19 protein-coding genes and 1 tRNA gene are annotated in these 21,522 nt (G+C 67.1%); 15 read left to right on the top strand and 5 right to left on the bottom strand.

Annotated features, from left to right (window positions below; genetic code table 11):
- Positions 1–102: 102 nt before the first annotated feature.
- A tRNA-Ser gene (locus GWI72_RS04205) sits at positions 103–193 on the bottom strand.
- 502 nt (positions 194–695) lie between these two features.
- Between GWI72_RS04205 and GWI72_RS04200 the strand changes: the two genes are divergently transcribed.
- Positions 696–1,310 (top strand): LysE family translocator, encoded by a 615-nt coding sequence (locus GWI72_RS04200; protein ID WP_161707932.1) that lies wholly within the window; start codon positions 696–698, stop codon positions 1,308–1,310.
- Between the two features lie 82 nt (positions 1,311–1,392).
- On the opposite strand, the gene GWI72_RS04195 is transcribed toward GWI72_RS04200, so the two are convergent.
- A complete protein-coding gene (locus GWI72_RS04195) occupies positions 1,393–2,613 on the bottom strand; it encodes an ROK family transcriptional regulator (RefSeq protein ID WP_161707931.1) in 1,221 nt (406 codons plus the stop codon).
- A gap of 246 nt (positions 2,614–2,859) precedes the next feature.
- Here GWI72_RS04195 and GWI72_RS04190 point away from each other — a divergent pair, with 246 nt between their 5' ends.
- From GWI72_RS04190 to GWI72_RS04170, 5 genes are read left to right on the top strand one after another with little or no spacing between them, the layout of a single operon-like run.
- Positions 2,860–4,098, top strand: coding sequence for an extracellular solute-binding protein (locus tag GWI72_RS04190; RefSeq protein WP_161675778.1), 1,239 nt, complete (start codon positions 2,860–2,862; stop codon positions 4,096–4,098).
- A 30-nt stretch (positions 4,099–4,128) separates the two neighbouring features.
- A complete protein-coding gene (locus GWI72_RS04185) occupies positions 4,129–5,022 on the top strand; it encodes a carbohydrate ABC transporter permease (protein WP_161707930.1) in 894 nt (297 codons plus the stop codon).
- Positions 5,019–5,858 (top strand): carbohydrate ABC transporter permease, encoded by an 840-nt coding sequence (locus GWI72_RS04180; RefSeq protein ID WP_161707929.1) that lies wholly within the window; start codon positions 5,019–5,021, stop codon positions 5,856–5,858. The genes GWI72_RS04185 and GWI72_RS04180 overlap by 4 nt, the downstream gene beginning before the upstream one ends.
- A 52-nt stretch (positions 5,859–5,910) precedes the next feature.
- The gene (locus GWI72_RS04175) at positions 5,911–7,026 is read left to right on the top strand and encodes an ABC transporter ATP-binding protein (protein WP_161707928.1); all 1,116 of its coding nucleotides are present in this window, start codon (positions 5,911–5,913) and stop codon (positions 7,024–7,026) included.
- Positions 7,023–7,982, top strand: a complete 960-nt coding sequence (locus GWI72_RS04170; protein ID WP_161707927.1) for a glucokinase — start codon at positions 7,023–7,025, stop codon at positions 7,980–7,982. Before GWI72_RS04175 ends, GWI72_RS04170 begins: the two co-directional genes overlap by 4 nt.
- An 88-nt stretch (positions 7,983–8,070) precedes the next feature.
- On the opposite strand, the gene GWI72_RS04165 is transcribed toward GWI72_RS04170, so the two are convergent.
- A complete protein-coding gene (locus GWI72_RS04165) occupies positions 8,071–8,919 on the bottom strand; it encodes a MurR/RpiR family transcriptional regulator (protein WP_161675773.1) in 849 nt (282 codons plus the stop codon).
- 309 nt (positions 8,920–9,228) lie between these two features.
- Here GWI72_RS04165 and GWI72_RS04160 point away from each other — a divergent pair, with 309 nt between their 5' ends.
- The 8 genes from GWI72_RS04160 to GWI72_RS04125 all read left to right on the top strand — a co-directional run bounded on the left by GWI72_RS04160 (position 9,229) and on the right by GWI72_RS04125 (position 18,605).
- On the top strand, positions 9,229–10,113 hold the full coding sequence (locus GWI72_RS04160) for a BadF/BadG/BcrA/BcrD ATPase family protein (RefSeq protein ID WP_161707926.1): 885 nt from the start codon (positions 9,229–9,231) through the stop codon (positions 10,111–10,113).
- 211 nt (positions 10,114–10,324) lie between these two features.
- Positions 10,325–11,242, top strand: a complete 918-nt coding sequence (gene murQ / locus GWI72_RS04155) for an N-acetylmuramic acid 6-phosphate etherase (RefSeq protein WP_161707925.1) — start codon at positions 10,325–10,327, stop codon at positions 11,240–11,242.
- Positions 11,243–11,342: 100 nt separating this feature from the next.
- Positions 11,343–12,839 (top strand): ABC transporter substrate-binding protein, encoded by a 1,497-nt coding sequence (locus GWI72_RS04150; protein WP_161676131.1) that lies wholly within the window; start codon positions 11,343–11,345, stop codon positions 12,837–12,839.
- 42 nt (positions 12,840–12,881) lie between these two features.
- Complete coding sequence (locus GWI72_RS04145; RefSeq protein WP_161707924.1) at positions 12,882–13,841, top strand: ABC transporter permease; 960 nt, start codon at positions 12,882–12,884, stop codon at positions 13,839–13,841.
- On the top strand, positions 13,841–14,680 hold the full coding sequence (locus GWI72_RS04140) for an ABC transporter permease (RefSeq protein ID WP_161707923.1): 840 nt from the start codon (positions 13,841–13,843) through the stop codon (positions 14,678–14,680). The genes GWI72_RS04145 and GWI72_RS04140 overlap by 1 nt, the downstream gene beginning before the upstream one ends.
- On the top strand, positions 14,677–16,419 hold the full coding sequence (locus tag GWI72_RS04135; RefSeq protein WP_161707922.1) for an ABC transporter ATP-binding protein: 1,743 nt from the start codon (positions 14,677–14,679) through the stop codon (positions 16,417–16,419). The genes GWI72_RS04140 and GWI72_RS04135 overlap by 4 nt, the downstream gene beginning before the upstream one ends.
- Positions 16,420–16,440: 21 nt before the next feature.
- The gene (locus tag GWI72_RS04130) at positions 16,441–17,466 is read left to right on the top strand and encodes a serine hydrolase domain-containing protein (protein WP_161707921.1); all 1,026 of its coding nucleotides are present in this window, start codon (positions 16,441–16,443) and stop codon (positions 17,464–17,466) included.
- On the top strand, positions 17,466–18,605 hold the full coding sequence (locus GWI72_RS04125) for an anhydro-N-acetylmuramic acid kinase (RefSeq protein ID WP_161707920.1): 1,140 nt from the start codon (positions 17,466–17,468) through the stop codon (positions 18,603–18,605). The genes GWI72_RS04130 and GWI72_RS04125 overlap by 1 nt, the downstream gene beginning before the upstream one ends.
- Positions 18,606–18,807: 202 nt before the next feature.
- On the opposite strand, the gene GWI72_RS04120 is transcribed toward GWI72_RS04125, so the two are convergent.
- Positions 18,808–19,227, bottom strand: a complete 420-nt coding sequence (locus GWI72_RS04120) for a GNAT family N-acetyltransferase (protein WP_161709091.1) — start codon at positions 19,225–19,227, stop codon at positions 18,808–18,810.
- Positions 19,228–19,450: 223 nt separating this feature from the next.
- Here GWI72_RS04120 and GWI72_RS04115 point away from each other — a divergent pair, with 223 nt between their 5' ends.
- The gene (locus tag GWI72_RS04115) at positions 19,451–20,239 is read left to right on the top strand and encodes a siderophore-interacting protein (protein WP_161707919.1); all 789 of its coding nucleotides are present in this window, start codon (positions 19,451–19,453) and stop codon (positions 20,237–20,239) included.
- A gap of 304 nt (positions 20,240–20,543) precedes the next feature.
- Here GWI72_RS04115 and GWI72_RS04110 read toward each other — a convergent pair whose 3' ends face one another.
- Positions 20,544–21,503, bottom strand: coding sequence for an ABC transporter substrate-binding protein (locus tag GWI72_RS04110; protein WP_161707918.1), 960 nt, complete (start codon positions 21,501–21,503; stop codon positions 20,544–20,546).
- Between the last annotated feature and the right edge of the window lie 19 nt (positions 21,504–21,522).

Raw genomic sequence — 21,522 nt, 5'->3', positions numbered from 1 at the left:
GGGTGGCCCATCTCCGAAGGGCGGATGGCCCCTGCAAACCCCTTTGGTACATAAAGAAAAAGGCCCCGCGAGGGACCTGTTTTCCGGCTTGCAATGTGCAAGTGGCGGAGAGGATGGGATTCGAACCCACGAGACGCTTTTGACGTCTACTCCCTTAGCAGGGGAGCGCCTTCGACCACTCGGCCACCTCTCCGGATGCGTCCCTGATACTGGAACTGACGGCGATTGCAAGCGATTTGCTCGGCTTGCCTGTGGATCATGGCGCTTTTCACAAGGCAGCACGGTCCCCGGCAGCACCGTCGCCTGGTGGCTGCCGGGCCTGTGCGCCGCGGCCATGCCGGCCGGCGCGGGTCTGCAGGACCTCCCGCGGGGGCTGAGGGTCGCTTGCCACCGCGCGCGGACCCCGGCCGGGCAGGATCAGGCCCGGTCCGGAATCGGGACCGGGGGTGGGCTGGAAGGGCAAGGTCCGGACTCAGGCCCCGGGGGGATCTGGCGCAGGGCTTTGCGCAGGCTTTGGCGCGGGCCTTGGCGCGGGTCTGGGGCTGGCTTGGGGCGGGCTTTGCGCGAGGGCGTGTCGCTGCCGATCTTTCGCCGACAGCAATTGCGTTCAAGACAGGGGGACATCTCCGCCGGCAGTCTGCACACCAGCCCGGAGGCCGCAGGTCGCGGCCTCGGGGTCGATGCAGGAGCACGGCATGTCCCTTGATTTTCTTCTGACCACGCTGATCATCGTCGCCTCTCCCGGGACCGGGGTCCTGGTCACGCTGGCGGCCGGCCTGTCGGCCGGCCCGCGCGGTGCCATCGCCGCCGCGTTCGGCTGCACGCTCGGCATCCTGCCGCATCTGGCGGCCGCCATCACCGGTCTGGCCACGCTGCTGCACGCAAGCCCCCTCGCCTTCCAGATGCTGAAGGCGGCCGGCGTCGCCTATCTCCTGTGGATGGCGGTGCGCAGCCTCAGGGCCGACGGGCCGCTTGCTGCCGTTGACGGGAGTTCGGAGAGGTCAAGCGGCCACATTGTCGTCAATGCGGTGGCGCTCAACCTGCTCAACCCGAAACTGCCGCTGTTCTTCGTCGCCTTCCTGCCGCAGTTCCTGGACCCGGCAAGCCCGCAGCCGATCGCAGACATGGTGCGGCTCTCGGGCGTGTTCATGGCACTGACCTTCGCGGTCTTTGCCGTCTACGGCCTGTGTGCGGCCCGGCTGAGGCGCCAGGTGCTGACGCGGCCAGGGCTGGTGCGCTGGCTGCAGCGGCTGTTTGCGGCCGGATTTCTGGCGCTCGGCGTCAAGCTGGCGGCCACCAGCCTGCGCTAGGCCGGGCCGCGGCCGCAGGGACCGTCGCAGGATGGGCAGTAGCAGGATGGGCCGCAGCAGGATGGGCCACAGCCGGACGGGCTCACGCCGGCGACAGCACCAGCTCGGCGACGGAGGGCGCAAACAGGGCCTCCACCGCCGCCGCCGACGCCCCGAGCGCCACCGCACGAGCACCGGCCGTGCCGACATGGATCCGCTGCTCTCCGGGGGCGGACGGCGCCAGCCGTGGCAGGAAAGGCTCGGCGCGGCGCAACAGCGCCTCGATGAAATCCGGACGGATGATCCCGCCCAGGATGATGGCATCCGGGTCGAGCATCATCTCGATGAGATTGATCGCCTGGCGCATGTAGGGCGCCACCTCGTCCATCCACGTGAGGATCTCCGGATCGCCGGCCTCGAAGCGCTGCTCGATGCTGGCGATGGAGGCGCGTGCGGTCGGGTCGAGGCCGAGGCGCTCGCACAGCGCATGCAGCGAGAGGTAGCGCTCCAGACATCCCCGGCTGCCGCAGGAACAGGACCGGCCGCCGTGCTGCACCTGGACATGACCGATCTCGCCCGCGTTCTTGGTGGATCCGGGATAGATCGCGCCGTTGAGCACGAAGCCGGCGCCGAGGCCCATGCCGAACTGCAGGAAGGCAAAACTGCCGAAGCTGCGACCGATGCCGTAGACATGTTCCCCGAGAGCCGCCGCCGAGGCGTCGTTCTGCAGCACCACGGGCAGTTTCAGCTGTCCGGACAGGTCCGTCAGATTGTCGGGCAGGCCGAACTCGGTGAAGGTCGTGGCATCGGCGGTCGAGGTCAGGTGCTGAAGCTCCTCCGCATCGGCGGCGAAGGGCCCGGGGGCGGCCAGACCGATCCCGAACAGGCGGTCGGCCATGTCCGGCCGGGCGGCGCGGAACTGGGCGACAAGGTCACGCACCAGCGCATTGGCCGAGGCAGTCGAGGGCGCCGCAAGATGACCAGCGCCCGACCAGATCACGTCTCCGAGCAGATTGCAGGCAAGCGCCGTCACCGCCAGACGGTCGACGTGGAAACCCAGGCTGCAGGCATGGTCGGCCCGCACCTGCACCCGCATGCCCGGGTGGCCGCGTCCCGAAGCCTTGCCGGCATGCATCTCGACAATGCCCTCGGCATCGAGTTCGGCCACGATGTTCTGCACGGTCTGCCGCGACAGGGAGGTGATCTCGGCGATTTCCGACCGGCCGATCGGCCCCCGGGTGCGGATGATTTCCAGCACGACACGATGATTGTGTGTCTTGGCCCGGGTGAGATTGGTTCCACTCGTCCGGAATGATTTCGGCATGCGTCGTACCTGCTGTCTGTCGCCATTCCTGGATGCCCCCTGTTTAGCCCCCTCTCCCGGGCAGCACCAGACCGATTCCATCATGATATGTGGATGAAATGGAATTTTATTACCGTTTCAGCATCAACCCTTGCGCAACTAGCGCGCGAAGATCGCATTTATTTTTTCCAGCAATTTGACAAAAAAATTCTGACGCGTAGGATGCGGGTCGCTTGATTGCCAAGAAACACCGGAGGGCAACAGAAAATGAAAAGACTGCTTTGTCTCGCGACCGCCGCAGCAACGCTCGGGTTGGCCGGCCCCGCCTGGGCCGAAGTCACGCTCAATGCACTGTTCATGAGCCAGGCCGCCTACAGCGAGGCCGACATCAAGGCGATGACCGCCGACTTTGAAAAGGCAAACCCGGGCATCAAGGTGGCGCTGGAATTCGTCCCCTACGAAGCCCTGCATGACAAGATCGTCGCCGCCGCCGGCGCCGGCGCCGATGGCTATGATGTGGTCCTGTTCGACGTGATCTGGCCAGCCGAGTTTGCCACCCGCGGCTTCCTGCAAGACGTCACGGCGCGGATCCCGGCCGATGCAACCGACAAGATCTTCGAGGGTGCCTGGACCACCGTCGAGTATTCCGGCAAGCGCTATGGCATGCCGTGGATCCTCGACACCAAGTATCTGTTCTACAACGAGGACATGCTGAAGCAGGCCGGCTTTGCCAATCCGCCCAAGACCTGGGCCGAGCTTGCCACCCAGGCCAGGGCGATCAAGGACAAGGGAATCGTCCAGTATCCGCTGGTCTGGAGCTGGTCGCAGGCCGAAGCCATGATCTGCGACTTCACCACCCTGACGGCCGCCCATGACGGCAAGTTCTTCGTCGAGGGCAAGCCTGCCTTTACCGCAGGTGGCGCCAGGGATGCGCTCGCCTACATGAAGCAGACGCTGGAGGATGGCCTGACCAACCCCGCCTCGCGCGAGTATCTGGAAGAAGACGTCCGCCGTGTCTTCTCCAACGGCGAAGCAGCCTTTGCCCTGAACTGGACCTACATGAACGCCCTCGCCAACAACCCGGCCGAGAGCAAGGTCGCGGGCAAGGTGAAGGTCACCTCCGCGCCGGGTGTCGAAGGCAAGTCGGGTGCCGCCGGCGTCAATGGCTCGATGGGCCTCGGCATTCCGGCCAACAGCCCGCATGCGGACGAGGCCTGGACCTACATCGCGCACCTGACCAACCAGTCGGTGCAGGAGAGCTACTCCAGGCTCAGCCTGCCGATCTGGAAGGCCTCCTACGACAATCCGAAGGTTGCCGAGGGTCAGGAAGGCCTGATCGCCGCTGCCAGGCAGTCGATTGCCGTGATGTACCCGCGCCCGCTCGTGCCGGCCTACACGGAAGTCTCCGACATCCTGCAGAAGAACCTGCACAAGGCCCTTCTGGGCGAGACGGGCGTGGATGACGCCCTCGCCGCCGCAGCCCAGCGCGTCGAGCGCATCCGCTGAGTGTGCCGTAGACCAGGGGAAGACTGACCGATGTTTGGCCGGCGCCAGATACGTGAAAAATGGATGTTGCTGGTGCCGGCCATGGCGGTGCTCGGGGTGATTACCCTGGCGCCGCTGGTCAACACGCTCTGGCTCAGTTTCACCGATGCAAAGATCACGGCGATCGCAACGCCGGTGAACCTGATCGGACTGGAAAACTACATCTACGCCCTGACGGACCCGGACTTTCAGGACGCGCTGTGGCGCACCCTGTATTTTACCGGGGTCTCCGTCGGGCTGGAGGTGGCGCTCGGCATTGCCATCGCGCTGCTCCTGAACCAGGAGTTCCGCGGCCGCACGCTGCTGCGGGCCCTGATCATCCTGCCCTGGGCCGTGCCGACGATCGTCAATGCGGTCGCCTGGCGGCTGATCTACCACCCCGAATATGGCGCGCTGAACTCGCTCCTGTTCCAGCTCGGCTTCATCTCGAGCTACCAGAGCTGGATCGGCAGCCCGGCCCTTGCCCTCAACATGGTCATCCTCGCCGACGTCTGGAAGAATTTCCCGCTGGTGGTCTATGTGGCGCTCGCCGCCTTGCAGACCGTGCCGGGGGATCTCCTGAAGGCTGCGGCCATCGAGGGGGCCGGACCCTGGAAGCGGTTCTGCGCGATCACCCTGCCCTGGATTGCCGGACCGCTGCTGGTGGTGGTCGTGCTGCGCACCATCGAGGCCTTCCGCGTCTTTGACATCGTCTATGCGATGACGGGCGGCGGACCTGCCGACAGCACCAAGACCGCGAGCTTCTACGTCTACCAGGAATACTTCAACTACCTGCGCAGCGGCAGCGGCGCCTCCTATGCCGTGCTCATTGCCGGCATCAGCGCGGTGCTCATCCTTGCCTATTACGCCGCCGCCCGCCGTCAGGACCAGGGAGGACGGGCATGAGACGCAAGCCCCTGCACTCCGTGCTTCTTTATCTCGCAGCCCTTGCGGTCGCCCTGTTCACCACCGCTCCGCTCATCTGGCTTGCCCACATGAGCATCAGCGCCCCCGCGGACCTGACCGAAGTGCCCTTGCGCTGGATCCCGTCCGAGGTCGACTTCAGCCGCTATCAGGCCCTGTTCGACCTGGAAAGCGGCGCGGGCGAACGCTTCCTCAGCGCCTTGCGCAACTCGGTCCTCGTCGCTGGAGCTGCAACCGCGCTGGCCCTGCTGCTGGCCGTACCGGCAGCCTATTCCTTCTCGCGCCGCCGCGCGCCGATGGTGCTGCTCTTTGCGTTCCTGGCGACGATCATGATGCCGCCGATCACCTATGTCCTGCCGCTCTACACCGCCTTTTCGGGGCTCGGGCTGCTGAACAGCAAGGTGACGCTGGTGATCGTCTACACGGCCATGCTGCTGCCCTTCGCCATCTGGCTGATGAAGGCCAACATCGACGTGTTGCCGGTGGAGGTGGAACAGGCCGCCTTCATGGAGGGGGCATCCACCAGCTTCACCCTGCGCGTGGTGGTGCTGCCGCTCGCGCTGCCGGCCATCGCGGCGACGGCCATGCTGTCCTTCCTGGTCGCCTGGGACGAGTTCTTCTACGCCCTCATCTTCACCAACGACCTGACGGCAAAGACCTTGCCGGTGGCCATCGCCGACTTCGCGGCCGGCCGCGTCACCGACTATGGCGTCATTGCCTCGGTCGGGGTCATGGCCACGCTGCCCCCTGCCCTCCTCGCCATCTGCTTCCAGAAATTCATCGTCTCGGGACTTGTCGCCGGCTCCGTCAAGGGCTGAGCGACACGCGCTTCGCGCACCGGGGCTCCGGATCGAAAGGTCAAACACTGCCATGTCGGCACATTCCATCCTGTCCGTCGAACGGCTCGAAAAGCGCTACGGCGACGTGCATGTCCTCAAGGACATCAATGTCGCCATGCAGCCGGGCGATTTCCTCGTGCTTGTCGGCCCGTCGGGCTGCGGCAAGTCCACCCTGCTCGGCTGCATCGCCGGCCTGTCGGACGTCACCTCTGGCTCCATCCGCATCGCCGGCGAGGACCGCACCCACGCGGAACCGGCCAGCCGCGACATCGCCATGGTGTTCCAGTCCTACGCCCTGTTCCCCAACATGACGGTCGGCCGCAACATCGGCTTCGGCCTCGAGGTGCGCAAGGTCTCCGACAGCGAGCGCGACGCCAGGGTGCGCGAGGTGGCCGAGATGCTGAAGATCGGCCATCTCCTCGACCGCAAGCCGGCCGAACTCTCCGGCGGCCAGCGCCAGCGTGTCGCCATGGGACGCGCGCTGGTGCGCGAGCCGAAGCTGTTCCTGTTCGACGAGCCGCTGTCCAATCTCGATGCCAAGCTGCGTGTCACCATGCGCACCGAGATCAAGCGCATGCACCAGGCCACCGGTGCCTCGATCATCTATGTCACGCATGACCAGATCGAGGCGATGACGCTCGCCACCCGCATCGTCGTCATGAAGGACGGCGTGGTGCAGCAGATCGGCACGCCCAGGGAAATCTACGACACGCCGGTCAATACCTTCGTCGCCGACTTCATGGGCGCACCGGCCATGAACCTGATGCCGGCCAAGGTCAGCCGGCAGGACGGCGCGATCCGCATCGAGATCGCAACGGCCGGTGGCCAGCCGCTGGTGCTCACCGATTACGGCAATGCACCAACGCTGCTGCCCGAAAGCCCTGCGGACCTGATTGTGGGCCTGCGCCCCGAGGCCATCACCGACAACGACCAGGCGGATGGCCGACTGATCCAGCGCGCCGCCTGTCTGCTCGACGTGGTCGAGCCCGCCGGTGCCGATACCTACGCGGTCATCACGCTGGGCGGCACGGAGGCAATCGCGCGCCTGTCGGGCGATGCCACGGTCACCGCCGGCGAGATCGTGCCCCTTTCCTTCAATCTCTCGAAGATCTCCTACTTCGACCCGCACTCTGGAAAACGCCTATGAGCCTCGCCCTCGGACTGGCCGCCGACATCGGCGGCACCAACACCCGTCTCGCGCTGGTCGAAAACGGCCGCGTGCGCGAGGACACGATCGTGCGCTACCGCAACGCCGACTACGAGACGCCGGAAGCCGCCATCGGCGCCTATCTGTCGGAGACCGGAAAGCCGCGCTGCGGCTCGGCGGTGCTGGCGATTGCCGCGCCGATTTCCGGCACCCGCATCGAGATGACCAACCACGACTGGATCCTCGAGGCAGGCTCCCTCTCGCGTCTGCTCGGTGATGCCCGCGTGGAGTTCCTCAACGATTTCGAGGCGCTCGCCCATTCGCTGGAAAACCTCAACGAGGGCCGGCTCGTGCCGGTGCAGATCCCGGCCCAGCGCCCCCCGGCCAACGGCACCCGCGTGGTGGTGGGCGCGGGAACGGGGTTCAATGCCGCCGCCCTCTATCCGCCGCGCAACGGTGGCCAGGGCACGGTCGGAACGGGGGAATGCGGGCACATGACCCTGCCGGTCGAAACGGCCCGGCACCTGTCGCTGCGCGACTACCTTGCCCGTGGCCGCGGCCGGGCGTCGGTGGAACGTGCGCTGTCCGGTTCGGGTCTGCGGGAAGTCTACGAATGGCATTGCCTTGAGGCCGGACAGGTGCCGGGCCCGCTGGCGCCGGCCGAGATCGCTGCGGCCGCGCGGGCCGGAACCGACCCGCTCTCGGTTGCCACCGCGAGGGCCTGGATGGACATCCTCGGCCGCGTCGCTGGCGACATCGCCCTCGTGTTCATGGCCCTGGGCGGCGTCTATCTGACGGGCGGCGTTGCCCGCAGCCTGCAGCCGTTCCTGTCGGAGCCGGAATTCCTCGCCGCCTTCCGCGCCAAGGGCCGGCAGACCGGTCTTGTGTCCGCCATCCCGGTCTATCTGCTCGACGACGACTTCGCCGCCCTCGCCGGCTGCGCCGCACGCATGTGAGCGCGGCGCACTGGTCGGTCGGAGCTGGCTGGCCTGATCTGGCCGGCCGGAGCTGGCCGGCCGGAGCTGGCAGGTCAGAGCGGGCCGGTCAGAGCTTGAGGACGGACACCGCGTCCTCGCTGGCGTGGATGAACTCCTGCGCCGTCGGCTGGCGCTGGACAAGCAGCAGGAACAAAAGGTCCGTGAGCATCAGCTGCGCATCGCGCGAGGTGATGGCCGACGACCGGACCCGCTCCTCGTCGGCGATGGTGTTGAGGCGAATGTCGGCAAGCTCCGCCAGCGGGTTGGGCTGCAAGCCGGTCAGCGTGATCACCGTTGCCCCACGCTGACGGGCAAGGCGGGCGATCTTCAGCGTCTCGTGACTGGTGCCCGAGTAGGACAGCGCAAACAGCACGTCCCGGGCATCGAGGGTCGACACGTTGGCGATCTGGACATGGCTGTCGCTGTCGTGGATCACCACGCGCCCGATCTTCAGGAGCTTGTAGGAGAAGTCCCGCGCCACCAGCGACGAGGCGCCAACGCCGGCCATGAAGATGCGACGCGCCCCATCAAGCGCCTCCAGCGCCCGGCCGATGGTCGGCTCCTCGTTGGCGGCCACGGTCTGCTGCATCGACATGACCTTGCTGGAAATCAGCTTCTGCAGGATGGCGAGATAGCTGTCGCCGACCTCGATCGTGGCATGGATCATGCCGGGCGGCACCTGCCATTCCTGTGCCTTGGCCTTGCTGACAGCGAGCTTCAGCTCCTGATAGCCGGCATAGCCCAGCTTCTGGCTGAACTTGACAACGCTGGACTGGCTGCGCCCGGTCGCCTCCGCCAGGGCGGCCGAGGACATGGTCAGCATTTCGTCCGGCCGGTCGACGATGAACTGGCCGATCTGCCGGTCGGCCGAGGTCATGGACCCGAGCTTGGCACTGATGATCTTGAGCACGGACATGCGCGCGACACCTTCCAGGACTGACACACGGGACCAGTCCCGCGCCACGACGCAAGCGGCCCGGGGAGCCGGTCGCCAGCAAGACGCGCAAGCACCGCCGGCAACGGCCGCGCCGGCAACCGCGCGCCCCTTGACGGTCAGGCCCCTGCCTGCGTCCGGAATTTATTATTCCAAATTCCTTACAACAATGGAATGATGGAAAGGAACCAGACGGCCAGTGCTGCGCGCCGTGCCGGTCCCTCCCCGCGCCCTCCTGTGGCCGTGGCCCGCTTGCCGGTCGCCATGCCCAGCCCGGATCTTGAACACGACATGACCACGACGCCCCAGTTCTACCTCGGTGTGGATGGCGGTGGCACCGGCTGCCGCGCCCGGATCACCGATGCCGCAGGGCGGACCCTTGGTGAGGGCTCGGCAGGTCCCGCAACGACCCGCATCGGCATTGCCGCCGCCTGGCAGTCGATCCAGACGGCGGTCGCCGGCGCGGCGGCCATGGCTGCCCTGCCCGCCAGCGCCCTCGCCACGATGGATGCCGGCATCGGTCTGGCGGGGCTCAGCCGGCGCGGCGCGCTGGAGGCCCTCAACGCCCTGCCCAATCCCTTCCGCAGCCGCCGCTTCATCAGCGACGCCGCCGCCGCCTGCCTCGGGGCCCACTCCGGCCAGGATGGTGCCATCGTCATCGTCGGCACCGGCTCCATCGGCGTGGGCTTCCTTGCCGGCCGGCATGTCCGCGTCGGTGGCTACGGCTTTCCGGTGTCCGACGAGGGCAGCGGCGCCGATCTCGGCCTGAAGGCGCTGCAGCAGGCGCTCCGGGCCCACGATGGCCGCATCGCGGAAACGCCGCTGCTGGCGGCGCTGCTCGACCGGTTCAACCGCGATCCGATGGAGATCATCGGCTGGATGGACCGGGCCACCGCAACCGACTACGCCACCCTTGCGCCGGAGGTGCTCTCCCATGCCGATCAGGGAGATGACGCCGCCCGGACCCTCATCCGGCAGGCTGCCGGGGCCATCGACGGACTGGCTCGCGCCCTGCTTGCCTGCGGTGCCGAGCGGCTGACGTTGCTGGGCGGCCTGGCTGCTCCGCTCGAGCCCTGGGTTGCCCCGGAGGTCCGGTGCCGGCTGAAGCCCGCCGACGGTGACGCCGTCGCCGGGGCGCTGCATCTGGCCCGCTCTCCGGCCACTGCAGGGGGCTGACGCGGCCTGCCACCAGCACTGGCCCGCACCCGCATTGGCCCGCACCAGAACTGGCCAGGCGCGCCCGAGCTGCGCCTCGCCGTCAGGGCGGACTTGACCAGGACCGTCGGTCGGAATTTTAAATTCCACCATTTATTGACGTTAAGAATTTTTTATTCTATCACCGTCGCATCGTTGAAAATCCCGAGAGACGCGGATGGAACAGGTGCTGATGTCCGAACTTGCAGGTCTGGTGTCGGAAGCGCGCAACCCGCGCACCACCGAGATCGACCTCATGTCCACAGCGGAGCTTCTGGCCGCCATCAATGCCGAGGACCGGGGCGTGCCGGAGGCCGTTGCCCGCGAGCTGCCCGCCATCACCCGCGCCGTCGACCGCATCGTCGCGGCGTTCCAGGCAGGCGGGCGCCTGATCTACATCGGCGCCGGGACCAGCGGCCGGCTTGGCGTGCTTGACGCCTCCGAATGCCCGCCCACCTTCTCGGTGCCCGAAGGCATGGTCGTCGGCCTGATTGCCGGCGGCGACCATGCCCTCAGGCATCCGGTCGAGGGCGCGGAAGATGACCCGGCAGCCGGCCGCGCCATGCTGCAATCGGTTGGAGCTTCGGCCAGGGACGTGATCGTCGGCATCGCGGTCAGCGGCCGCACCCCGTTCGTGATCGGCGCGCTGGACCATGCAGGAGCGCTTGGCGCGACCACCGTCGCGCTCACCTGCAATCCCAATTCCACCATCGCCGCCATGGCCGACATCGCCATCTCGCCCGTCGTCGGCCCGGAGATCCTGACCGGCTCGACCCGCATGAAGTCCGGCACCGCGCAGAAGCTGGTGCTCAACATGCTGACCACCGCCAGCATGATCCGCATCGGCAAGAGCTACCAGAACCTGATGGTCGACCTGACTGTCAGCAACCGGAAGCTCGAGGCCCGCGCCGCGCGCATCGTCATGGAAGCAACCGGCTGCACACCCGCGGAGGCCCGCGCCCATCTCGATGCAACGGAAAACGACGTGAAACTGGCAATCCTGATTGCGTTGACAGGATTGAGCCCCGACGATGCCCGCACGGCGCTGACACGCGCCGGCGGGGTCCTCAGACGCGCCATCACCGAGACGGGTGCCAAACCCGCCGCCTGAACCGGATCCGGCCCCGGGATCGGCCCCGATCCCGCCCCCGGACACACTTGCCGCACGACCAGGGAGGTCCACCGTGAAACTGAAGACTGCAGGGAAGTTCATGTCCACGATCGCGCTCGCCGCGATGCTGGGCACCACCGCCTTTGCCACCGCCGCCAGCGCGCAGACCCTGCGCATGGCCTGGTCGCAGGATGCCACGGGCCTTGACCCGCACAAGCAGACGGCCTTTTCCTCGATCCGCCTGCTCGAGCTCATCTATGAGCCGCTGGTCCGCCTCGACGACAAGCTGGAGATCGTGCCGGCGCTGGCCGACAGCTGGGCCTTTACCGACAACGGCACCAGGCTCACCTTCAAGCTGAACCCCAATGCGAAGTTCCACAACGGCGCCAGGGTCACCCCGGCCGACGTGAAGGCCTCGTTCGAACGCCTCCTGGACGAGAAGACCGGTGCGGCGGCCCGCGCCAACTTCCTGTCGATCGCCAGCATCGACACGCCGGACGACGCGACTGTCGTCTTCAACCTGTCGCAGCCGGACGTGCCGCTGCTGGCCGCGATGGCCGGCATCAACGCCGCCGTCGTCCCCGCAAGCGAGATTGTCGCCGGCTCCATCGGCACCACCGCCATCGGCTCGGGCCCGTTCAAGCTCGACACGTGGGAACCCAACGCCCGGGAAGTCCTGTCCACCAACAAGGACTGGGCGGGCGGCAAGGTCGCCTATGACGGCATCGACATTTCCGTGCTGCCGGACGAGACCGCCATCCTCGCCTCGCTGCGCGCCAGGCAGATCGACTTTGCCCTGATCAACGACCCGCTCGTGGCCACCCTCGTGCCCAACGAGCCGAGCCTGACGCTGAACCGCACGCCGGTGCTGGCCTATCACGTGCTGCAGCTCAACCCGTCGCGCGCGCCGATGACCGAGCTGAAGGTGCGCCAGGCCATTTCCTGCGCCGTCAACCGCCAGGACGTGCTCGACACCGCCCTGCTCGGCGAAGGCCGCATTACCGGTCCGCTGACCATGCCGGCCTACCAGTCTGATCCCGCATCGCTGTTCTGCTACAGCCAGGATGTCGCCAGGGCCAAGGCCCTGATGGCGGAAGCCGGCCACGCCGACGGCTTCTCGGCCACCGTGATCGTCGCCACCGGCGAGCCGCCCACCGCCGCCTCCGAGGCGCAGGTTCTGCAGGCGCAGCTGAAGGAAATCGGCATCAATCTCGACATCAAGATGATGGAGCTGAATGTCTATGTCGACACCTGGCTGAAGGGTGACTTCGACATGGCCGTGGCCCTGAACGGTGGCCGGTCCGACCCCTACACCATGTACAACCGCTACTGGACCAAGGCCGGAAACCTGCAGAAGGTCGCCAACTACATCGATGACCGGCTCGACAGCCTGATGCAGCAGGGCCGCGTCGAGACCGATCTAGCCAAGCGCAAGGTGATCTTCGCCGAGTTCGAGAAGCACCTGACCGAAATGGCGCCCTGGATCTGGCTCTACACCGGCTACACCTACACCGCCCAGCAGAAGACGGTCGACGGCTTCGTCTCCTCGCCCACGGGCTCCCTGTTCGGCCTGACCTCGGTCACGCTGAAGCCGTAAGCCGTAAGCCGCACGACGATCAAGACGAGGACGGACGGCTCAATGACCTACCTGACCCGACGGCTCCTGACCTTTCCCCTGGTGATGTTCGGGGTCTCCGTCCTCGTCTTCGTCGCCATCCGTCTTGTGCCGGGCGATGCCATCACGGCCATGCTCGGCACCGAAGCCGGCCTGCTCACGCCCGAACAGAAGGCGGCCCTTGCCAGCTATTTCGGCCTCGACCAGGGCTGGTTCACCCAATACGCCCGCTGGATCGCCGGGGTTCTCTCCGGCGATCTCGGCCTCTCGGTCACCTACGGCAAGCCGGTCCTGGAGGTCATCCTCGACCGGTTCCCCCTGACACTGCAGCTGGCCCTGATGGCCATGGTCATTGCCCTTGGCACCGGTCTGCCGCTCGGCGTCTTTGCCGCCACCCGGAACGGCAAGGCCTCCGACCTCGGCGTCCGCGTTCTCGCGATGATCGGCCAGTCGACCCCCAGTTTCGTTGTCGGACTGCTGCTGATCTATGTCCTCTCGGTCGGCTTTGGCGTGTTGCCCGCCATGGGCGAATTCGTGCCGCTGTGGCAGGACCCGCTGGCCAATCTCGGCCAGATGATCCTTCCGGCCATCACCCTCGGCTTTGCCTTCACCGCCTCCGTCACGCGCATCTCGCGCTCGGCCATGCTGGATGTTCTGTCGGACGACTATGTCCGCACCGCGCGGGCCAAGGGCGCCCCGGCGCGCCGTGTCATCTGGCGTCATGCCCTGCCCAATGCCCTGATCCCGGTCGTGACCCTGAGCGGCGTCGAGTTCGGCTACCTGCTCGGCGGCGCGGTGCTGGTGGAACAGATCTACGCCCTGCCCGGCCTTGGCCGGCTGGTGCTGGAAGCGATCCTGCAGCGTGACTATGCGCTGGTCCAGGGCACGGTCCTGTTCATCGCCTTCAACTTCCTTCTCGTCAATCTGCTCGTCGATCTCGCCTATGTGGCGCTCGACCCGCGCATCCGCCTCGGGGGCAATTGATGTCACTCGTCCGGGCGCTGCTGCGCCACCCCAGCGGCCGCATCGGTGGCTGCATCATCCTCCTGTTCCTGCTGGCAGCCCTGCTCGGCCAGCTTGGCCTGACCCCGCATGACCCGCTGAAGCAGATGCGGCTCGACCGCCTCAAGCCGCCGAGCCTCACCTATCTGATGGGCACGGACCTGTTCGGCCGCGATGTCGCCAGCCGCGTCATGCTGGCCATCGGCCAGTCCTTCATCGTCGGCTTCCTCGCGGTCGGCATCGCCGCGACGCTGGGCACCGTGCTGGGTCTCACCGCCGCCTGGTTTGGCCGCCTGTGGGATGGCGTGGTGATGCGCGCGATGGACGTGCTCCTCGCCTTCCCGGCGATCCTGCTCGCGCTTCTCATCATCGCCGTCGCCGGCCCCGGCACCTGGACCAGCGTCACCGCCATCGCCATCGTCTACACGCCGATCTTCACCCGCGTGGTGCGTGGTCCCGCGCTCTCCATCAAGACGCGCGAATTCGTCGACGCCGCCCGCACCTTCGGCTCCAGCCGCCGCTACATCCTGACCCGCCACCTGATGCTGAACCTGGTCGCGCCCCTGACCGTGCAGGTCACGCTGGCACTGGCCTGGTCGCTGCTGACCGAAGCGGGCCTCAGCTTCCTTGGCCTCGGCACCCAGCCGCCAGCCGCGTCGCTCGGGCTGATGCTGGCCGATGCCCGCAACCTCATGGAAATGGCGCCCTGGCTGCTCATCTTCCCGGGCCTCACCATCATGATCGGCATTCTCGGCTTCAATCTCACCGGCGACGCCCTGCGCGACATTCTCGATCCCAAGACCCGGAGGGCCATGGCATGACCTCGCTTCTCCGCGTCTCGAACCTGCGCGTGGCCTTTGGCAAGCTGCCGGTGCAGAAGGAAATCGTCCACGGGGTCAGCTTCGACATCCCGGCCGGCCAGACCCTGGCCATCGTCGGAGAAAGCGGCTCGGGCAAGTCCGTCACCGCGCTCTCCGTCAACCGGCTCGTTGATTACGGCGGCGGGCGCATCACGTCCGGCGAAATCCTCTACACCCGCGCCGACGGGTCGGTGCTTGATCTGGTGACCGCACCGGAGACCGCGCTGGAAAAGATCCGCGGCGCCGAGATCAGCATGATCTTCCAGGAGCCGATGACCTCGCTCAACCCGGTCCTGACCATCGGCACGCAGGTGGAAGAGGCCTTCCGCCTGCACCGGGGCCTAACGGGGGCGCAGGCCCGCAAGGCGGCGAAGGACGCCCTTGACCGGGTGCGGATTTCGGACGCCGAGCGGCGGCTGTCCTACTGCCCGCACCAGTTCTCCGGCGGCATGCTGCAACGGGTGATGATCGCGATGGCGCTCGCCTGCAATCCGCGCCTGCTCATCGCCGACGAACCGACCACGGCACTCGACGTTACGGTCCAGGCCCAGATCATGGCGCTCTTGGCCGAGCTGAAGCGCGAGACCGGGATGGGCATGATCTTCATCACCCATGACCTTGGTCTTGTTGCCGGAATTGCCGATCAGGTGCTGGTCATGCAGGGCGGCGAAGCGGTCGAACAGGGGCCGCTCGACGCCGTTCTCGACAAACCGCAGCATCCCTACACCCGCCATCTGCTCAGCGCCGTGCCGCATTTCACCTCCGGCAGATCGGTCCGCACGGATCACGATCGCAGCGCGTCGGCTGTGAAGCCGGTTCCTGCGCTGAATGTTCAGGATCTCGTGGTGCGCTTCCCGATGCGCGGCGGCTTCCTGAAGCCCTCCCCCGGCGCAGTCCACGCCGTCGACGGTGTCGATTTCGACCTGATGCCCGGCGAGACGCTGGCGGTGGTCGGCGAAAGCGGGTGCGGCAAGTCCACGACCGCCCGCGCGATCCTCGGTCTGGTGCAGCCGACCCGGGGCACGCTGGCGGTCCACGGCAAGGCCGGCACCGCTGGCCATGTGGTGCAGATGGTGTTCCAGAACCCCTACGCCTCGCTCAACCCGCGCCTCAGCATCGAGAGCATTCTGGCCGAACCCGTGACCGCAGCCGGTCACCGGGTCGATGCGGCCGTGCGCCAGCGCATGGTCCTGCTGCTCGACCGGGTCGGCCTGCCGCAGGACAGTCTCAAGCGCTACCCGCATGAATTCTCCGGCGGCCAGCGCCAGCGCCTGTGCATCGCCCGGGCCCTGATGCTGAACCCTTCCGTCGTCGTCCTTGACGAAGCCGTCTCGGCGCTGGATGTCTCTGTTCAGGCCAAGGTGCTGGAATTGCTTATTGATCTGCAGCGCGAGTTCAGCCTCTCCTATCTCTTCGTTTCCCATGACATGGCCGTGGTCGAGCGCATCGCGCACCGGGTGGCCGTGCTCTATGCGGGACAGGTGGTGGAGATCGGCCGGGCAGCGGACGTGCTGGGCACGCCGCGCCACTCCTACACCCGCCGGCTGATCGACGCGGTGCCGCACATCGACCGGCGCCGGCTGGACTATGCGCTCGACACGCGGCAGGTGCCCTCGCTGGTCCGGCCACGCGGCTTCGAGCCCTCGCCCGCCGCCTGGGTCAGCCATGGCCCGGATCATCTGTCCCGAACCGAAGCCTGAGCCACCGGAGGTCGTTTCGCCATGACAAGAACAGTCAGCCTCCCGGACCTGTTTGAAAGCGCGTTCCAGCCCGTTGAAGAGGCCGTCCGGAGTGGCCGCATTCCGGGCGCGGTGCTGGGCGTCGTGGAGGCGGACGGCACCCGGCTGACCCGCGCCATCGGCAAGGCGCAGGTGATCCCGTCAGCCCGGCCGATGACCACCGAGACCTGGTTTGACCTCGCCTCGCTGACCAAGGTGATCTTCACGACGCGGCGCATTCTGGAACTGGCGGAGGCCGGCGAGATCGATCTGGACGCGCCGCTGACCACGCTGCTGCCGGACCTGTGTCAGTACGACATGACCGCTTGGCAGCGGAAAGTGACGTTCCGCCAATGCCTTGGACATCAGACACCGTTTCCGGCCGTCGAACCGGTCTACACCTACGGCTCCGATCCGGCGCGCCTGCGCGCCTTCGTGATGCAGCGGGACTGGCGTGCCGGACCGCCGGTCTATTCCGACATCAACTTCATCCTGCTCGGCATCGTGCTGGAACGGCTGGCGGGCGCGCGGATCCGCGATCTCGACCCGGGACCGGGCTTTGCCTGGTCCGCGCCGGAGGCCGCATCGGCAGCAACCGAATACTGCCACTGGCGCGAGCGTTTCCTCGTCGGCGAGGTGCATGACGAGAACTGCTCCGCCCTGCAAGGGGCTGGCCACGCAGGGCTTTTCGGCACGGTCGATGCGGTGCTCGGCTTTGCCCACGACCGGCTCTCTGGCGACAAGTCCGGGGATCCGGTCACCCGGCTGATGCGTCAGCCCCTGTCGCCCACCCGCACCCACGGCTGGGAGCGGCCCTATCCGGGCTGGTCCGGCGGCGACAGGGCCAACGCCGGCGTCATCGGCCACACGGGCTTCACCGGCACCGGGCTCTGGATCGACTTTCTTGCCGGCCGGGCCATCACCCTGCTCACCAACCGGGTCCATCCCTCTCGCCATTTCGACAGCGGAATCATGGCCTTGCGCCGCGCTGTCGGTGATCGTTTCTTCTGCAACGAGGAGCAGTCCTGATGCTCGACCAACCGCAATGGGCCGTGGGCCTGATGACCGGCACCGTGCTGGATGGCAACATCGACGTGGCGCTGTTGAAGACCAATGGCGAGACCATCGAGGCCTTCGGCGCCTACACGCTGAGCCCCTACCCGGACAGCACCCGCCGGCTTCTTGAACGGACGCTGGACGAGGCGCGGGCGTGGAATTTCGAGGGGCCGGAACCGGCCATCTTCCGCGAGGCGGAGGAGGTCCTGACCCGGGGCCAGTCGGCGGCCGTGCGTGCGCTTGTCGAGGCCAACGGCTTGACCATGCAGGACATTGTCGCTGTCGGCTTCCACGGCCAGACCGTACTGCACCGCGCGCCGCAGGCCGGACGGATCGGCGCGACGCGCCAGCTTGGCGACGGTCACCTGATGGCCGGTCTCCTCGGCACGCGGGTTGTCTATGACTTCCGCAGCGCCGATGTCGCCGCCGGTGGCCAGGGCGCGCCGCTGTCGGCCGGCTACCATGCCGCGCTTCTGAAGGATCTGGGCTCGGACGGGACAACGGCAGTGCTCAATCTGGGCGGCGTTGCCAATGTCACCTGGAGCGACGGCAAGGGCCAGGTGGTGGCCTTCGACACCGGTCCGGCCAATGCGCCGCTCAATGATTTCATCCGCCAGCATGGTCTGGGCGAGATGGACCGGGACGGGCTGATCGCCCGTTCGGGACAGGTCGACGAGGCGCGGCTGGCAAAGCTCCTGACCCACCCCTACATGACCGCGCCCTACCCTAAGTCCCTGGATCGCTTCGACTTTACCGCTGCGATGGCCGACGGGCTGACGATCGAGAACGGCGCGGCAACGCTCGCGGCCTTCACAGCGGCAGCGGTCGGCAAGGCGCTGGATCTCCTGCCGGTGCGCCCGCAAAAACTCATCGTCTGCGGTGGCGGCCGGCGCAATCCGGTGATCATGGAACGCCTTGCCGAACGCGCCGGCGTCACGGCAGTCCCGGCCGAAAGCGTCGGCTGGCGCGGCGATGCCATCGAGGCGGAATGCTTCGCCTTCCTTGCCCTGCGCACCCTGCGCGGCCTGCCGATCAGCTTCCCCACCACCACCGGCGTCCCCGCCCCCCTGCCCGGCGGCCGCATCGCGGAGCCGAAGCCTCTGGCGGCGTGAAGGTCCTGATTTTCAAGGTGAATGTTACCTCTCCCCCCTTGAGGGGGAGATGTCCGCGAAGCGGACAGAGGGGGGTGACGGCCTATCAGCTGGCACAGCGCTTGCCGAACTTCCCATTACCCCCCTCTGCCCCCTGACGGGGGCATCTCCCCCTCAAGGGGGGAGAGGGGCGGGCCGCGTCTGTCGCCTGGGCAGCCCCCGATCACAGCTTTTTCTGCAGGAAGAGACGGCGGCGGCCGGGCGGGAAGTCGGGTAATTCGCCAAAGATCTCATAGCCTTGCCGCCGATATGCTGTTTCGGCGGCCGGGTTGAAGGTGTCGATGAAGGCGCCATGGCAGCCGCGCCGGCGGGCCTCGTCCTCGGCGGCGGTGAGCATTTTCCCCGCCATCTGCTGGCCGCGCAGGTCTGGCGCGACGAACAGCCACTGCACGTAAAGCCAGCCCCAGGCGGTGTAGCCGGACACGCCGGCCTTCAGGGCTCCCGCCTCGTCCCGCACCAGCACCACGACCGGACGGCGGCCGGACGGGCCGACATCGGCGTCGTTGAAGGCGGTGAGTTCACGGCCGATGGCCTCGACATCCGCCGGATCGGCGCTGTCGGTGACGGTCAGGGAAAGGGTCATGTCAGGGCAGTCCGGGAGGGTCTGGCGCCACCGGAACGGCACGCGCCAACTTGCGCCAAAACCATGCCAAAACGCGGCGATTCTGTCGCCCTTTTCAGCCAAGGGGCGACATTTGACGTGATACAGGCTGCGACGGCTGCCGGGCTTGTCGTCGAGCATTTTCTTGAGTAGAAAACTCATAATATTTTTCCGGCCACGCGCCCGTCAAAGGACCTCCCTCCCGATGCTCGACACGCCCACTGCAACTCCGGTCACAACTCCGGCCCCTCCCCCGTCCGGCGACCCGATCCTCGAACGCCACCGCCACGAGCTGCGCCGCCGTGTCCTGACTGTCTCGGCTGTGGAGCGGCTGACACCGAACATGCTGCGCCTGACCCTGACCGGTCCGGACATGGCGGACTTCGTCTCCCTGTCGCCCGGCGACCACGTCAAGATCTTCGTGCCGGACGGCAGCGGCGGCGAGGCCATGCGCGACTACACCCCGCGCCGCTACGACACGGCCCGGCAGGAGCTGGTGCTGGACTTCGCCCTGCATGAGGCAGGCCCGGCGACCGCCTGGGCGCTGTCGGTGAAGGTGGGCGATGAAGCGAAGATCGGCGGGCCGCGCGGCTCGCTGGTCATTTCCGGGCCGATCCGCCACTGGCTGCTGATCGGCGACGAGACCGCCCTGCCCTCGATCGGCCGCCGTATCGAGGAAATGGCCGCCGGCGTCACGGCGACCAGCCTCGTCGCGGTGCCCTCGGCCGCCGACGAGCAGCCGCTGGAGACCGCCGCCGACCACACCGCCCTGTGGATCCACCGCGGCGATCCGACCGACCCGGCCCCGTTCCTGGAGCGGCTGAACGCGATGCACCTGCCGGAGGCGACCTTCGTCTGGATTGCCGCCGAGGCCGGTGTTGCCCGGGCGGTGCGCGACCATTTCCTGATCAGCCGCGCCCACCCCGCCGCCTGGCTCCGCGCCGCCGGCTACTGGGTCGCCGGCGAACCGGACGGACAGGCGAAGGACCTATAAGGAAAGGTGGCCGGAAGGGTAGCTGCTGCTGCGCGGTCCTTCGCGCGGCACACCACGACCGTCACCCCGGGCGAAGGCGCAGTGGAGACCCGGGCCTATTCGTTCGCAGAGCCTTGGTTACACCTATTAGCCAGATCAACGGCATCTGCGCGGCGGCATGGGAACGCATTGCACATTAGCAAGGCTCTGGAAATGAGTAGGCCCCGGCTCTCGCGTTGCTCGGCCGGGGTGACACAGGCGGTGCTTCCAAAAAACAAAACAGCCCGCGCGGGTGGCGCGAGCTGTTTCATGTCGGATGATCAGATCAGAACGGGCTGTCCGGATAGTAGAAACGGGCCGCGTTGTCCCTGGTGATCAGGGTCGAGCCGATGATGAAGCGGCCGTAGACCGGAGCGTCGGAGACGAAGCGCAGGGCCGTCATCTCGATGGCGGAGGAAATCAGCGCCGGCGGATAGGTGACGTTGACCGGGATCTGCTTGTCGCCGTCCATGATGCGCTTGATGATCTCCTTCATGCCGGCACCGCCGACAACCCACATCTCGTCCTGGCGCTTGGCCTGGGCGATGGCTTCGAGCACGCCGATGGCCATGTCGTCATCGGCAGCCCAGACCGCATCGATCTGGCTGTACTTGGACAGGTAGTCCTGCATCACCTGGAAGGCGTCGTCGCGGTTCCAGTTGCCGTGCTGCTTGTCGAGGATCTCGATGCCGGAGCCTTCGAGCGCCGTCTCGAAGGCGGCGACGCGCTCGTTGTCGAGGGTGGTCGGGATGCCGCGCAGGACGACGATCTTGGCACCGCTCTTCAGGTTGGCGCGGAAATACTCGCCCGCCACCTTGCCGAAAGCGGTGTTGTCGCCGGCGACATAGAGATCCTCGATGCCCTCGACCGACAGGCCGCGGTCAACGACGGTGACCCACTTGCCGGCGTCCTTGACGGCCTTGACCGGACCGGTCAGCGGCTCGCTCTCGAAGGGCAGCACGACGAGGCCGTCGATGTTGCGCGTGGCGAGCATGTCCTCCAGATCGTCCACCTGCTTGCCCGCCTCCCCTGCGGTCGCCAGCACGAAGTCGAGCTGCGGATAGGTCTCCTCGAGCCGGTTGATGGTCTGCTGGGCGTGCCAGTTGAGGCCGCCCATGAAGCCATGCGTGGCCGAGGGGATCGACACGCCGATGGTGTAGGTCTTGCCCTCCGCCTGCGCGGCACTGCCGAGACCGAGGGTCATCAGCACGGCCGCGACTCCGGCCAGGATTGTCTTGTGGTTCATGGCAAAGCTCCTCCCTTGC

The organism is Pannonibacter sp. XCT-53 (assembly GCF_009915765.1).
Taxonomy (GTDB): Bacteria; Pseudomonadota; Alphaproteobacteria; order Rhizobiales; family Stappiaceae; genus Pannonibacter; species Pannonibacter tanglangensis.
This window is presented reverse-complemented; position numbering and strand designations above follow the sequence as displayed.

Coding starts and splice junctions, on each gene's coding strand:
- GWI72_RS04140 (WP_161707923.1), top strand. CDS start 13,841: ATGTCACTCGTCCGGGCGCTGCTGCGCCACCCCAGCGGCCGCATCGGT.
- GWI72_RS04195 (WP_161707931.1), bottom strand. CDS start 2,613: ATGCCGAAATCATTCCGGACGAGTGGAACCAATCTCACCCGGGCCAAG.
- GWI72_RS04120 (WP_161709091.1), bottom strand. CDS start 19,227: ATGACCCTTTCCCTGACCGTCACCGACAGCGCCGATCCGGCGGATGTC.
- GWI72_RS04165 (WP_161675773.1), bottom strand. CDS start 8,919: ATGTCCGTGCTCAAGATCATCAGTGCCAAGCTCGGGTCCATGACCTCG.
- GWI72_RS04190 (WP_161675778.1), top strand. CDS start 2,860: ATGAAAAGACTGCTTTGTCTCGCGACCGCCGCAGCAACGCTCGGGTTG.
- GWI72_RS04125 (WP_161707920.1), top strand. CDS start 17,466: ATGCTCGACCAACCGCAATGGGCCGTGGGCCTGATGACCGGCACCGTG.
- GWI72_RS04135 (WP_161707922.1), top strand. CDS start 14,677: ATGACCTCGCTTCTCCGCGTCTCGAACCTGCGCGTGGCCTTTGGCAAG.
- murQ (WP_161707925.1), top strand. CDS start 10,325: ATGTCCGAACTTGCAGGTCTGGTGTCGGAAGCGCGCAACCCGCGCACC.
- GWI72_RS04185 (WP_161707930.1), top strand. CDS start 4,129: ATGTTTGGCCGGCGCCAGATACGTGAAAAATGGATGTTGCTGGTGCCG.
- GWI72_RS04145 (WP_161707924.1), top strand. CDS start 12,882: ATGACCTACCTGACCCGACGGCTCCTGACCTTTCCCCTGGTGATGTTC.
- GWI72_RS04130 (WP_161707921.1), top strand. CDS start 16,441: ATGACAAGAACAGTCAGCCTCCCGGACCTGTTTGAAAGCGCGTTCCAG.
- GWI72_RS04160 (WP_161707926.1), top strand. CDS start 9,229: ATGACCACGACGCCCCAGTTCTACCTCGGTGTGGATGGCGGTGGCACC.
- GWI72_RS04175 (WP_161707928.1), top strand. CDS start 5,911: ATGTCGGCACATTCCATCCTGTCCGTCGAACGGCTCGAAAAGCGCTAC.
- GWI72_RS04180 (WP_161707929.1), top strand. CDS start 5,019: ATGAGACGCAAGCCCCTGCACTCCGTGCTTCTTTATCTCGCAGCCCTT.
- GWI72_RS04200 (WP_161707932.1), top strand. CDS start 696: ATGTCCCTTGATTTTCTTCTGACCACGCTGATCATCGTCGCCTCTCCC.
- GWI72_RS04115 (WP_161707919.1), top strand. CDS start 19,451: ATGCTCGACACGCCCACTGCAACTCCGGTCACAACTCCGGCCCCTCCC.
- GWI72_RS04170 (WP_161707927.1), top strand. CDS start 7,023: ATGAGCCTCGCCCTCGGACTGGCCGCCGACATCGGCGGCACCAACACC.
- GWI72_RS04150 (WP_161676131.1), top strand. CDS start 11,343: ATGTCCACGATCGCGCTCGCCGCGATGCTGGGCACCACCGCCTTTGCC.
- GWI72_RS04110 (WP_161707918.1), bottom strand. CDS start 21,503: ATGAACCACAAGACAATCCTGGCCGGAGTCGCGGCCGTGCTGATGACC.